Source organism: Pseudodesulfovibrio karagichevae, from assembly GCF_041414475.1.
GTDB lineage: Bacteria > Desulfobacterota > Desulfovibrionia > Desulfovibrionales > Desulfovibrionaceae > Pseudodesulfovibrio > Pseudodesulfovibrio karagichevae.
The window spans coordinates 1-12,963 of sequence record NZ_JBGLYH010000087.1 but is presented as its reverse complement, the minus strand read 5'-3'; the positions used below and the strand labels follow the sequence as shown (position 1 = coordinate 12,963).

Annotated in this window: 13 protein-coding genes; 5 read left to right on the top strand and 8 right to left on the bottom strand. The window is 64.8% G+C overall.

Annotated elements, in window-relative coordinates; all coding sequences use genetic code 11:
* Nucleotides 1-290: 290 nt before the first annotated feature.
* Together AB6M95_RS18250 and AB6M95_RS18245 are read right to left on the bottom strand one after the other, a co-directional pair.
* On the bottom strand, nt 291-1,607 hold the full coding sequence (locus AB6M95_RS18250) for an L-cysteine desulfidase family protein (RefSeq protein ID WP_371388179.1): 1,317 nt from the start codon (nt 1,605-1,607) through the stop codon (nt 291-293).
* Nucleotides 1,608-1,609: 2 nt separating this feature from the next.
* Nucleotides 1,610-2,131, bottom strand: coding sequence for a hypothetical protein (locus AB6M95_RS18245; protein ID WP_371388178.1), 522 nt, complete (start codon nt 2,129-2,131; stop codon nt 1,610-1,612).
* 189 nt (nt 2,132-2,320) lie between these two features.
* Between AB6M95_RS18245 and AB6M95_RS18240 the strand changes: the two genes are divergently transcribed.
* From AB6M95_RS18240 to AB6M95_RS18230, 3 genes are all read left to right on the top strand, one after another.
* Nucleotides 2,321-4,084 (top strand): chloride channel protein, encoded by a 1,764-nt coding sequence (locus AB6M95_RS18240; protein WP_371388177.1) that lies wholly within the window; start codon nt 2,321-2,323, stop codon nt 4,082-4,084.
* Nucleotides 4,085-4,193: 109 nt separating this feature from the next.
* Nucleotides 4,194-4,715 carry a hypothetical protein gene (locus tag AB6M95_RS18235; RefSeq protein WP_371388176.1) on the top strand — a complete coding sequence of 174 codons (522 nt, stop codon included), beginning with the start codon at nt 4,194-4,196 and terminating at the stop codon, nt 4,713-4,715.
* Nucleotides 4,716-5,026: 311 nt separating this feature from the next.
* Nucleotides 5,027-5,572, top strand: a complete 546-nt coding sequence (locus tag AB6M95_RS18230; RefSeq protein ID WP_371388175.1) for a hypothetical protein — start codon at nt 5,027-5,029, stop codon at nt 5,570-5,572.
* 212 nt (nt 5,573-5,784) lie between these two features.
* Here the strand turns inward: AB6M95_RS18230 and AB6M95_RS18225 are convergent, their stop codons facing one another.
* The 6 genes from AB6M95_RS18225 to gcvH form a co-directional block, all read right to left on the bottom strand.
* Nucleotides 5,785-6,171: a rhodanese-like domain-containing protein gene (locus AB6M95_RS18225; protein ID WP_371388174.1), complete on the bottom strand. Its 387-nt coding sequence runs from the start codon at nt 6,169-6,171 to the stop codon at nt 5,785-5,787.
* A 246-nt stretch (nt 6,172-6,417) separates the two neighbouring features.
* Nucleotides 6,418-6,861: a NanQ anomerase/TabA/YiaL family protein gene (locus AB6M95_RS18220; protein WP_371388173.1), complete on the bottom strand. Its 444-nt coding sequence runs from the start codon at nt 6,859-6,861 to the stop codon at nt 6,418-6,420.
* A complete protein-coding gene (locus AB6M95_RS18215) occupies nt 6,861-8,222 on the bottom strand; it encodes a dihydrolipoyl dehydrogenase family protein (RefSeq protein WP_371388172.1) in 1,362 nt (453 codons plus the stop codon). Before AB6M95_RS18215 ends, AB6M95_RS18220 begins: the two co-directional genes overlap by 1 nt.
* Entirely contained in the window at nt 8,212-9,654 is a 1,443-nt protein-coding gene (gene gcvPB / locus AB6M95_RS18210) for an aminomethyl-transferring glycine dehydrogenase subunit GcvPB (protein ID WP_371388171.1), read from the bottom strand. The genes AB6M95_RS18215 and gcvPB overlap by 11 nt, the downstream gene beginning before the upstream one ends.
* Nucleotides 9,651-10,985, bottom strand: a complete 1,335-nt coding sequence (gcvPA, locus tag AB6M95_RS18205) for an aminomethyl-transferring glycine dehydrogenase subunit GcvPA (RefSeq protein WP_371388170.1) — start codon at nt 10,983-10,985, stop codon at nt 9,651-9,653. The genes gcvPB and gcvPA overlap by 4 nt, the downstream gene beginning before the upstream one ends.
* 71 nt (nt 10,986-11,056) lie before the next feature.
* Nucleotides 11,057-11,437, bottom strand: coding sequence for a glycine cleavage system protein GcvH (gcvH, locus tag AB6M95_RS18200; RefSeq protein ID WP_371388169.1), 381 nt, complete (start codon nt 11,435-11,437; stop codon nt 11,057-11,059).
* 314 nt (nt 11,438-11,751) lie between these two features.
* On the opposite strand from gcvH, the gene AB6M95_RS18195 reads away from it, so the two are divergent.
* Both AB6M95_RS18195 and nikR read left to right on the top strand, forming a co-directional pair.
* The gene (locus tag AB6M95_RS18195) at nt 11,752-12,450 is read left to right on the top strand and encodes a class I SAM-dependent methyltransferase (protein ID WP_371388168.1); all 699 of its coding nucleotides are present in this window, start codon (nt 11,752-11,754) and stop codon (nt 12,448-12,450) included.
* Between the two features lie 11 nt (nt 12,451-12,461).
* The gene (gene nikR / locus AB6M95_RS18190) at nt 12,462-12,881 is read left to right on the top strand and encodes a nickel-responsive transcriptional regulator NikR (RefSeq protein WP_319583866.1); all 420 of its coding nucleotides are present in this window, start codon (nt 12,462-12,464) and stop codon (nt 12,879-12,881) included.
* Nucleotides 12,882-12,963: the final 82 nt, after the last annotated feature.

Genomic DNA, 12,963 nt, shown 5'->3' with positions numbered 1-12,963 from the left:
CCCCGGACCCCCATCCCCCTTTCCCTCCTAAACTTTATGTAGCCGCTTCGCGGGGCAGGGCGCAAAAAAGGACCTTCGACTCAACAGAGAGTCAAAGGCCTTGTCTTTTCCTTTGGAGCGATTCGGGTGCGCAGCACCCGACAGCGGCTCAGTCCCCCGCGCTCGGGATAGGCTTTCGAGAGTGGGTCAGCTGTGCATTTTCTTCCGGCCGGGGCAACCGCAGCGTAGCCGTCTACGTGAGGATTGGCCCGGCCGGAAAAAATGTGCAGATGGCCCGCTATCGGAAGCCGCTAAATGTTATTGAACCGCTTCTCAAGCATGATCTGCAATATTGTTTGATCCGTCTGGATCATGCCGTCCACAGCCAAGGTCCCGACATTGCGCATGGTGTCCTCGGAAGAGATGCCGATGATGCCGTCGGTGTGGTGGACGTTGACGCCCTGCAGCGAGAAGAGGGCGGCCTGGACCGCGGTGCCAGCCGCCGTGGCCAGCTTGAGGGCGCAGCCGGTCTTGGCGCCGTCGCAGATGATTCCGGCCAGGTCCTCCAGGAGATTCTTGATGGCCCCGGCGATGTGGTGGGCGTCGCCGCCGAGCAAAAAGGTGATGCCCGCCGTGGCCCCGGCCCCGGCGGCCACGGAGCAGCCGCAGATGGCGGACAGGCGGCCGGTGTGCGCCTTGACGAAGGCGGTGACGATGTGGGAGAGGGCCACGGCTTCGAGCACGTCCTTGATCTCCACGCCCTCCACGTAGTCCTTGACCGCCCAGATGGGCAGGATGGCGGTCAGGCCGTGGTTGCCGGACCCGGCCGAGGACATGGCGGGCAGGGACGCGCCGGACATGCGCGCGTCGGCGGCGGCCGAGGCCAGGATGCGCGCGGCCAGCATCATGTCCTTCTTGATCAGGCCCTGGCGGCAGAGCCGCTCCAAAGTCTTGCCCACGCCCAGCCCAAGGCCGTACTTCAGGCCCTGTTCGGCCAGGCGCATGTTCACGTCCACGCCCTCCCGCAGGAAAGCCAAGTCGTCCTCGTCCAGTTCGTCGGTCAGGGCCATGAGTTCGTTCAGCGTCAGGGTCTTGAGCCACGCCTCCATGGCGGCCACCGGGGAGGGCGCGCCGTCGGCCTTCACGCGGATGAGCGGGCTCTCCACGGGCTTGCCGTTCAGCGTCAGGGAGACGATGTTGTCGTGCAGCCCCTCGATGACCGACTCGGCCACCGCGTCGCCCGCCACCGCCTTGGAGCGGATGAGCAGTCCCTGGCGGTCCTTGATCAGGGTGACGTGCACCCTTCCTTCGGCCAGGGCTTGTTTCGCGGTCTTGACGTCCTCTTCGGTGACGCTCTGCAGCACTTCCAGGCGCAGGGCCGGATCGCCGCCCGCCGCGCCCAGGGCTGCGGCGGTGTCCAGGCCGGACAGGCCGCCCGCGCCGGGTATGGAGACGGCCAGGCCGTTCTTGTACACGTTGGGGTCCACGGCCACTTCCAGCGAGTCGAAGCGCTTGCCGGGGAGCAGGGACACGGCGGACGCCGCGCCCAGGGCGATGGCCACGGGCTCGGTGCAGCCGAGGGCCGGGGCGACCTGGATGGAAAGAACGTCCTTGACCGTGAAGCTCATGGCTATTTCCTCACGGTACTCTTGGGACAGTTGTCGCTCAGGTGGCAGACCTCGCACCCGCCGGTGTACGGGTAGGGCGTGAGGACCGCGTACTTGCGGTTGACCGAGCCTTCCTCGTTCCAGGTCAGGCCGAGCGTGTCGAAGGCCGCCAGGACGCCTTCGCCCGGCCGGGGCAGGGGGGCGCACTTGCCGTCCTGCAGCTCGGGCACGAAGCCCTGGGCCGAACTCATGACCATGGTGATGGCCAGGGCGTGGAAGAGCAGGCCGTGGGTCGGGGAATCCTGCCAGATGCCCTCGATGGCGTCCTCGGCGGCCTGGTCCAGGAAGATGAGCACGAAGCTGCCTTCGCCCTCGGTATTCTTCAGTTCATAGGCCTTGAGGCTTTCGGTCGCCCACTTGTCCCAGAACTCCTCGAAGTCTTCGAGCATGTCGCCGTCGATGCGGGTTTCGCCCGCGACCTCCATGAAATACATCATGTCGAAATCGGGATTCGGGGTCAGGGGGGTGATGTCGTATTTGGCCATGGTTTTTCTCCGTGAAGGGAATTGGGTGCGTAGGGGAGGCTTTGCTTACCCTTTTTCCGGGCCGCGCTCAAGTTTTCCGGTCAATTCGTTGCGCTTGCCGGGGAACTCGGGTTAGTATTGCATTGCAAGGGAGATAGGCCCCGGTCCCGCATTGTCAACACCTGCCGAATGGAGCGATCTGGAGATTCAATGGCCGACCGAAGTGAACCGCTCTTTCTCAAGCTCAGACGACCCAACATCCGGTTCCTGTTCCTGGCCATCATCATCGGTGGATTGGCCGGGTACGGGGCGGTCCTGTTCAAGCTGATCCTCAAATACATGCAGTGGGTGTTCTACCAGAACACCGGCGACTGGCTGACCTTTGCCGGGACCGTGCCCCTGTGGATGAAGCTCGTCATGCCCACGGCGGGCGGTCTGGTGGTCGGCCTGGTGGTCAGCTATTTCGCGTCCGAGGCCAAGGGGCACGGCGTGCCCGAGGTCATGCAGGCCATCGCGCTCCGGGGCGGGCGCATCCGCAAGCGGGTGGCGGCGGCCAAGATTTTCGCCTCGGCCGTGACCATCGGCTCGGGCGGTTCGGTGGGCCGCGAGGGGCCCATGGTCCAGATCGGGGCGTCCATCGGCTCGTCCGTGGGCCAGATATTCAAGATTCCGCGCGTGCACATGAAGACCATGGTCGGGTGCGGGGCGGCCGCGGGCATCGCCGCGACCTTCAACGCGCCCATCGCCGGGGTGCTCTTCGCCCTGGAGATCATCATCGGCGACTTCGGGGTCATGCAGTTTTCGCCCGTGGTCCTGTCCTCGGTCATGGCCACGGCCATTTCACGATATTATTTCGGCGACTTCCCGCACTTCGATATCCCGACCTATTCCATCGTCTCCCTGTGGGAGTATCTGTTCTACCCGGTGCTCGGCGTGGTCACGGGCCTGGTGGCCCTGGCCTTCACCAATTCTCTGTATTGGCTCGAGGACCGCTTCGACGGGCTGCCCATCCCGGAGTGGATCAAGCCCGCCATCGGCGGGGCCGTGCTCGGCGTGGTCTTCGCGGTCTTCCCGCAGGTCTTCGGCGTGGGCTACGGGGCCATGAACGAGACCCTGCTCGACAAGACCCCGTTCGCGCTCATGCTCGTGCTCATCGTGGTCAAGATCGTGGCCTCCTCGGTGACCCTCGGCTCGGGCGGCTCGGGCGGCATCTTCGCGCCCAGCCTGTTCATGGGCTGCATGACCGGCGGGGCCTTCGGCTACGTGGTCCACATGCTGCTCCCGGCCTACACGGCCACGCCCGCGGCCTACGCCCTGGTGGCCATGGGCGGCCTGGTGGCGGGCACCACCTACGCGCCCATCACCGCCATCCTGATCATCTTCGAGATGACCTCGGACTACTCCATCATCCTGCCGCTCATGCTGACCTGCATCACGGCCACGGTCATGAACTCGACCATCCGGCGGGCGTCCATCTACACCACCAAGCTGCTGCGGCGCGGCATCGACATCGAGGCGGGCCGGGAGCGTCACCTGCTCTCGCACATGCTGGTCAAGGAGGTCATGGTCCGCGACTTCGTGACCATCCCCCAGACCATGACCCTATCGAGCATCATCTGGACCTTCAAGACCGAGAACGCGCCGTACCTGCACGTGGTGGACGAGGATATGCGCCTGACCGGGATCATCTCCTTCCGCGACCTGCGGGCCGTGCTCAACGAGGAGGGCCTTAACGACCTGCTCATCGCCCACGACCTGGCCACGCAGAATCCGGTGACCGTGACCACGGACGACACCCTGCAGGACGCCCTGGACAAGATCACGGACCGGGGCGTGTCCCAGCTCCCGGTGCTGTCCACCGGCAGGGAGCCGAGGGTGGTGGGCACCCTGACCGAGCTGGCCATCGACGCGGCCTACAATTCGGCCACGGTCAAGGCGGAGATCGCCGAGGACCAGCGGCGCATGGAGTCCTAGGCGTCCCGGGGCGCGCCGTCCGATAGCCGTTGAGGCCCACCGCCCTTTGTGCTAGCCTCGGGGAAGTGGCACCGCAGGCCGCTCAATCGCACTTCGAGGAACCGACCGCATGAACGATATCCGCATTTCCGTGACCCTGTCCCTGGACGAGAAGTATCCCGAGGACGGCTACATCGACTTCAACCTGTCCGTGGACGGCCAGTACCTGCACGAGGTCGGCGTGTACGTCGATCCCGTGGACCTGGTCACCTCGGCGACCATGTCGGGCGAGTTTTTCATCTACACCTGCGACTGCGGCAACCCGGCCTGCCAGGGCATCGACGACGGGGTCATGGTCTCCCACACCCCGGACACGGTCGTCTGGCGGCTCAAGAACCCCATCTCCTGGCCCCCGGACGAGCCCCGGCCCGACTGGGAGCATGACGCCGAGTTCGTCTTCCCCAAGGACCTCTATCTCCAGCAGGTGTCCATCGCCCTGGACCACGCCAAGCGCATCGCCAAGGGGTTCAAGGTCTCGGGCAACCTTTGGGTCGGCCCGGACCTGTCCATGGAAGGGCTCATGGCCCTGGAAGTGCCCCACCAGGAAGGCGGCTTCTTCGCCCTGGAGCCCCAGGGGCGCGCCCTGCATTAGTCTTCTGAACAGGTCCGGCATACAGTATTTGCGTATTCCGGGAAATTGTTCTATGGTCTGATCACTTGCTCCGGCTGCTTTTCCGGTGGACCCATCCATCAGGAGGAGCAGACATGTCCGTTTACGATCCCGATCAAAGCCGTTTTTACCGCGCCAGCCTGTTGCGTGCGCCGCCCTTTGCCGCGCGGTTCGAGACCGCGCGGGGGCTGTGACCGTGTCCGGGGCTCGGGCGTCATCGCCCGCGGGAGGAGTCCCTGCTTTCGGGGCGGACCCATGTCCGCCGCAATGCTGACCGAAAACAGGGTGCACGCATGTACGTACCGATCAAGATTTTTCCCAACCGGCAGAGTCTCAGGGGGCGCATCATCATCGCTGCCCTCTGCCTGGGCCTGGCCGTGGCCGGGTTCCATTTCCTCAACGACAACAACTTCAAGATCGCCGTGTACTGCCTGAGCATGGCGGGCTTCGCCGTGGCCATGATCAACGCCGTCGCGGTCATGGCCCGGCAGCCCATGGTCAAGATCCTGGACGACCGGTTCTCGGTGTACACGCCGTTCGGCTACGCCCTGATCCGCTTCGGCGAGGTCCTGGCCTTCCGCAGAAGCCGGATGCCGTTCTCCCACGCCCTGCGCATCGAGATCAACAACTCGGCCCGGCCCAAGTTCCCGTCCGCCTTCTGCCGCCTGCTCTACGCCGTGGTCAGCCTCAACTTCACCAACACCGTGTCCATCCCCGGCTCCCTGCTCGGGGCCGACCCGGAATCGGTCATGCAGATGCTCGAAAAACGGCGCGTGGCCGCCGTGCGTCTCGACGCCATCGGCGACTACAACCCCCAGGCGTTGACTTCGCTGGGGTGATAAAAGACCGGCAGGCCATCTGGCCTGCCGGTCTTTTCGTCTTGTGCGCGGCTTCCGATAGCGGGCCATTCGCACATTTTTCCTGGAGGGCTTTCATCCTCACGTAGGCGGCTACGCTGCGGTGAAAGCTCTCCAGGAGAAAATGCACGGCTGACCCACTCTCGAAAGCCTTACGGCGTGCGGGAACAGGTGATGCTCGTTGCGGGAAGTTGTCAGCAGGCGCAGCCTATGGAGGAGGGCGCCTCGCCTTTTTCGGTGGGGTGATTGTCGCGTTTCCACCAGTCGAGGCCGCCGATGAGTTCCTTCACGGTGAAGCCGAGGCGGGTCATGTTCAGGGCGCCCTTGGTGGAGGCGTTGCAGCCGATGCCGTCGCAGTAGGTGACGTAGAGGACGTCGCGGTCGAACCCGGCGGTGGACGCCTCGTTCATCTCCCGGTGGGGCAGGCTGACCGCGCCGGGGATGTGTTCGGCGTCATAGGCCGACGCGCCGCGCGCGTCGATGACCACGACGTTCTGCCCGCCTTTGCGGCTCTCGTTCAGATCCCAGGAATCGATCTCCCAGCGCAGCTTGTTCTCGTAGTGGCTCAGTTGGTCCTGCATGGCGTCTCCTTTCTCGGTTGGTGGTCGGGGTATTCTCACCCTAGACGGGCTACAACGAACTCACCAGCCACATATTCCGAGGGCCCCATTCAGATAAGCCGAACCCAAGCGCCCGCACCCCGCGAAGCGGCACAAAAAGTTTAGGAAAGGAAGGGGATGGGGGTCTGGGGGAAGGGGAAGAAAAGCCCTTTTCAAAGGGTTTTCCTTCCCCTTCCCCCAGCCGTCGGAGACCAAAAAGGTCCGCGTTTACACGCGGACCTTCATGATGATCTTGTGGATCTCGGCGTCCGAGATCATGGGCATGTGCGCGTCTTCGGGGAAGTAGGCGGCGATCATGCCGGGCAGGACTTCGGCCCAGTGGGTGGGCTTGTCCTGGTAGAAGGCCACGTCGGAACGCGGGTCGGAGGCCTCGACGGCCGGGCCGAGGTCGCGGCGGGCCTTCCAGCCGATGCTGTCCGTGCCGGAGATGACGTAGGCCAGGTCTATGTACTGGTCGTGGGTCTCGATGAGCGCGTCCTCGGGCTTGCGGCCCGGCCCCTTGGCCACCACGGCGTACAGGCCGTCCTCGAGGTCGATCCGTCCGACGGGCAGCTCGGCCAGGTCCGGCCTGCGCAGGAAGGCGAAGGCGGCGGGAAAGCGGGGGTTGAGACCCGCGTACAGGCCCGCGTTGTCGAGGACGTCCAGGATCATTATATCTTCCTTCGTTCGGCGGTCAGGGCCATGAGCAGGGCTTCGTCCAAGGACGGGTGCGCGAAGATGATCGAGTGCACGTCGTCGGCGGTCCAGCCCTGTTGCACGATCATGGCCGCCGGGGTGACCAGCCGGGACACGTCATGGCCCACGGCGGTGACGCCGACCACCTTGCCTCCGGACCAGACCACCTTGACGAACCCCTGGGTGGCCGCGTGGGCCTGGGCCATGGGGTTGGCCGCGAGCTGGGCCACGGAGACCTCGGTGGTGTCGAAGTCGGCCAGGAACGCCTCGTTCTCCATCTTGCCCACGCGCATGGCCTCGGGCGCGCCGTAGAGCACGCTCGGAACCGCCGGGCAGGCGTAGGGTCCCTGGGTTTTCCCGGCGGCGTGCCGAGCCACGTAGTGGGCCTGGTGCGAGGCCGCGTGGGCCAGCTGTATGTGGCCGTTGGCGTCGCCGATGGCGTAGATGTCGGGCGCGGCCATGAGGTAGTCGTCCACCTGAATCTGGTTGAAGACCAGCTCCACGCCAGCCTCTTCCAGGCCGATCCCCTGGGTCACGGGGCCGCGGCCCACGGCCACCAGGGCCTTGTCCGCGGTGAGCTTGTCGCCGTTCTGGAAGGTCAGTTCGGCCTTGCCGTCTTTGGTCAGAACGCCGGCCACGCGCTCATCCAGGCGGATGTCCCACTTCCAGCGCTTGAACACGGAGGCCAGCGCCCTGGAGACCTCGGGGTCCTCCAGCGGGGCCACACGGTCCATGGCGTCCACCACGGTGATCTTGCAGCCGAAGCGGTGGGCCACCTGGGCCATTTCCAGGCCGATGAAGCCCGCGCCGACCACGATCAGGGACTCGGGCATGGTCTCCATGGACAGGAACATGTCGGAGTCGAGCACGCAGTCTCCATCGGGCTCCAGGCCCGGGAAGAAGACGGGCTTGGAGCCGGTGGCGACCACGAGTTTCTTGTAGTCCAGGTTTTGCTCGCCGTCGGCCGTGGCCACCGTGACTTGGTGGTCGCCGGACAGGCGGCCCGTGCCCTCGACGAGTTCGATGCCGAGGTTCTTGAGCTGCAACGCCATGGCCTTGCGGGTGCCGGCCAGGTGCTTTTGCACCCGGTTCTGCAGCCCGGCGAAGTCCACGGTCACCTCGCCCGAGGCGACCTTCATGCGGGCCTGGTTGTGCAACTCCTCGATGGCCGAGGTCGCGCCGAGCCAGAGCTTGGTCGGGATGCACCCTCGGTTGAGGCAGGTGCCGCCCAGGAAGTCCTTTTCCACCAGAGCCACGGACAGACCGAAGCCCGCCGCTTCCACGGCGGCGTCAAAGCCGCCGGGACCGGCCCCGATGACCACGAGATCATAAGTCATCGGTCAGCTCCATGGAACGGGCGGCCTTGGTCTCGTCCAGCCGGGTCACGGGCAGGGTGACCGGGGCCGAGGTCAGGGCCTCGGGGTTGGAATCCACCAGCCCGGCCAGTTCGATGAGGTCATCGCAGAACCGGTCCAGGGTCTCCTTGTTCTCGGTCTCGGTGGGCTCGATCATGATCGCCTCGGGCACGATCAGCGGGAAGTAGACCGTGGGCGCGTGGTAGCCCTTGTCGAGCAGCCCCTTGGCGAAGTCGAGCGCGTGCACGCCTTTCTTGGCCTGGTTGGACGCCGAGGCCACGAACTCGTGCATGCAGATGCGGTTGTATGGAACCTCGAAGTGGTCGCACAGCCGCTTGCGCATGTAGTTGGCGGCCAGGACCGCGTTCTCGGTGGCCCGGGTCAGCCCCTTGCCGCCCAGGCGCAGGATGTAGGCGTAGGCCTTCAGGTAGACGCCGAAGTTGCCGTAGAACGGGGCCACGTAGCCGATGGACTTGGGCTGGTCGTAGTCCAGGAAGTACCGGCCGTCCTCGCGTTTGGCCACGCGGGAGATGGGCAGGAACGGAATGATCTTCTCACTGACGCCCACCGGGCCGGAGCCGGGTCCGCCGCCGCCGTGCGGGGTGGCGAAGGTCTTGTGCAGGTTGAGGTGGACGATGTCGAAGCCCACGTCGCCCACGCGCATCTTGCCCATGATGGCGTTTAGGTTGGCCCCGTCGTAATAGAGCAGGGCGTCGACCTTGCGCAGCATCTTGACGATCTCGGGCAGGTTCTTCTCGAACAGGCCGAGCGTGTTGGGGCAGGTCATCATCATGCCCGCGACCTCGTCGTCCAGGACCTCGGCCAGGGCGGCCGGGTCCACGATGCCGTCCTTGGACTCCACGGAGACCACCTCGAAGCCCGCGATGGCGGCCGACGCCGGGTTGGTGCCGTGGGCCGAGTCGGGCACGATGACCTTGGTCTTCTTGTTGCCCCGGTCCTTGTGATAGGCGGCCATGAGCATGACGCCGGTCAGTTCGCCGTGCGCCCCGGCCATGGGGTGCAGGGTGAAGGCGGCCATGCCGGTGATCTCGCTCAAAAGGGATTCGGTCTCGTACATGACCTCGAGCGCCCCCTGGCACAGCCCGCCCGCGCCTCTGAGCTGGGGCAGGACCGGATGCAGCCGGGTGAAGCCGGGCATGGCCGCGACCACTTCGGTGAACTTGGGGTTGTACTTCATGGTGCACGACCCCAGCGGATAGAAGTTGCCGTCCACGCCGTAGTTGCGCTGGGAGAGCCTGGTGAAGTGGCGGACCACGTCGAGCTCGGAGGCCGAGGGCAGGCCGACCTCTCCGTCGCGCAGCAGTTCCTTGGGAATATAGGCCTCTTCGGCCATGCCTTCGCAGGGCCAGCAGCCCTCGCGTCCGGCTACGGATTTTTCAAATATGGTCTTCATTTCAGCGCACCTCGCAGCATCTCGGCGAATATGCCGATCTGTTCTTCACTGGTCTTTTCCGTGCAGGCCACCAGCAGGCCGTTTTCCAGTCCGTCGAAGTACCGGCCCAGCGGGAAGCCCGGAACAAAGCCGCGCTCGCTCAGTTTGGCGATGGCCTCGAAGGCGTTGACCGGCAGGGTCACGGCGAACTCGTTGCCGAAGGCCCCCTTGGTCAGCATGGTCACGCCGGGAATACTGGTCAGCTTCTCGGCGCAGATGTGGGCGCGTTCCACCGACACCCGTGCCGCGCGCTTGAGGCCGAGTTCGCCGAGCGCGCACATGTGGACCAAGGCGCGCAGGGCGCACAGGGACTGGTTGGAGCAGATGTTGGACGTGGCCTTCTGGCGGCGGATGTGCTGTTCGCGCGCTTGGAGGGTGAGCACGTAGCCGGTGCGGCCCTCGGTGTCCGTGGTCTTGCCCACGATGCGGCCGGGCATCTGCCGGATCATGCCCTTGGTGCAGGTCATGATCCCGAGGTACGGGCCGCCGAAGGACAGGGGCAGGCCCAGAGACTGGCCTTCCGCCACGGCGATGTCCGCGCCCATGGCGCCCGGCGTCTTGAGCAGGGTCTGGAGCACGGGGTAGGCGGACACGATGGACACGGCCTTGACCGCCTTGGCTGCGGCGAACAGCTCGGTGAAGTCGTTGATGGAGCCGAAGAAGTTCGGGTTCTGCACCAGCACGGCCGCGATGGAGTCGTCCAGCGCCGCCTTGAGGCCCTCGATGTCGGTCCGGCCGTCCTTGTGGGGCACGGTGACGAACTCGAGGTCCAGGTTGGAGGTGTAGGAGCCGAGCATGACCCGGTAGATGGGGTTGAGCGCCTCGGAGACCACGATCTTGCGGCGCTTGGTCTTGCGCACGGCCATCATCAGGGCCTCGTACAGGGCGGTGCCGCCGTCGTAGACCGAGGCGTTGGCGCACTCCATGCCCAGCAGCCGGGTCACGGCGGTCTGGTACTCGAAGATGGCCTGGAGCGTGCCCTGGGAAGCCTCGGGCTGGTACGGGGTGTAGGCGGTGTAGAACTCGCCGCGCATGGTCAGGGCGTCCACGGCGGCCGGGATGTAGTGGTCGTAGAAGCCCGCGCCCAGGAAGCTGACGCTGTTGGTCGCGTTCTTGGCGGCCAGGGCCTCGAGCTTGGAGAGGACATCCATCTCGCTCAGCCCCTCGGGGATGTCGAAACTTTTGGGGCGCATGTCCCGGGTGATCTCGGCAAAGAGATCCTCCACGGAGTCCACGCCGATGGTGGCGAGCATCTCGCGCACTTCGTCTTCGGTATGCGGTACAAACGGCATGATGAAACCTGCTGGTTTATTGGGGAAAGAAAAAGGGCCGAGACGTGTGCCCCGGCCCTGTCGCGTCGTTGCTAGTGGGCCTCGGATTCGACCACCGCGGCGTAGGCCTCGGCGTCCAGCAGCCCTTCGGGGTCGCCCTTGATCTTGAACTTGAGCAGCCAGCCCGCGCCGTACGGCTCCTCGTTGACCTTCTCCGGGGCGTCCTCGAGCTCGGTGTTGACCTCGATGACCTCGCCAGTCACCGGGGCGTATATCTCGCTGGCCGCCTTGACGGATTCGACGGAACCCATCTCCGCGCCCGCCTCGAAGGTGTCGCCCACCTCGGGCAGCTCCACAAAGGTCAGGTCGCCCAACTGCTCCTGGGCGAAGTGGGTGATGCCCACCGTGGCGACGTCGCCTTCGACCATGACCCATTCGTGGGTTTTCGCATACAACAGATCTTTGGGAATCATATCTCTCTCCTTGATTCGAAAGGGGGTATTTCCGAGTGTGTGATCGCCAGTCTATTAGCATGGGATTATTTTGTTGGAAACAGTAAAAATAATGACACTTTCAAGGTCTTCATCCGTATTTGCCGACGGACGGAAGAATCCGCCAAAAAGCTGACGAACGGCCCGGGGCGGCGTGTGAAATAGCTCCGTATTTTCGGGTGATTGAACGCGAATGCGTATTCCATATAGTCATACTGGTTTTCTTGGCGTGATGCAGAAAGTATTACGATGGTGGTTGACCATGACACGAACCAGGGGTAACCTGACCGATGCGTATGAGCGTTGCACCTTCCAAATCCGGCCTGCCCGAGGGCTTTGTCGCACCCGATCCCGGCTCCCGCGTGGAGGTCGAGGTCGAAGGCCGCGTCTGGCTGCTCGACCGCGCCGCCGACATGGAGGCCCTGTGGGACGCCATGGACGACACTGACCTGGACGAGGACGAACGGCTGCCGTACTGGGCCGAGGTCTGGCCCGCCAGCGTGCTGCTCGGGCGGCACATCCTGCGCAACGCGGACCGGCTCAATGGCAAAACCTGCCTGGATATCGGCTGCGGCCTCGGCCTGACCGGCCTGATCGCGGCCTCGGTGGGCGCGAACGTGGCCGCTTTCGACTACGAGTGGCCCGCCGTGCGCTTCGCCCGGCACAACGCCGCGCTGAACGACGTCCCCCAACCCCTGTGGCTGCTCATGGACTGGCGGCATCCCGCCGTCCGGCCGCACGGCTTCGACTTCATCTGGGGCGGGGACGTGCTCTATGAAAAACGATTTTTCGATCCCCTCATCCGGCTCTTCCGCCACGCGCTCGCACCAAACGGGCGCATCTGGATCGGCGAGCCCGTGCGCACCGTGTCCCGGCCCGTCTGGGAACGGCTCGCGGACGAGGGGTTCGAGACAAGGAAATTGACCGTGGAAAAGGTCGCCCTGTGCGGCCAGAACGCCACGGTAAACCTGTGGGAAATCACCATCCCCAGATAGTGGTGGACACTATGGGCAAGACCATCCGATTCGGCGTGTCTCTGGATTCCGACCTGCTCGAAAAGTTCGACCAGCACTGCGAGGAGCGCAGCTACCAGACCCGCTCCGAGGCCATCCGCGATCTCATCCGCAACACCCTCGTCCAGCGCGAGTGGGAGCAGGCCGAGGGCGACCTGGCCGGGACCCTGACCCTGGTCTACGACCACCACAAGTCCGGGCTGTCCCAGCGGCTGACCGAGATCCAGCACGATTCCCACGAAGTCATCCAGTCCTCGCTGCACGTCCACCTCGACCACTTCAACTGCCTGGAAGTGATCATCCTCAAGGGCGACGCCGAGGTCATCAAGGAACTCGGCCAGAAGCTCATCTCCACCAAGGGCGTCAAACACGGCAACCTCGCCTTGACAACCACCGGCAAAGATTTGATTTAAGGGGCCTCCGGCGGCCGGGGGAAGGGAGGGAAAAACCCTTTGAAAAGGGTTCTTTCCCTCCCTTCCCCCGGACCCCCATCCC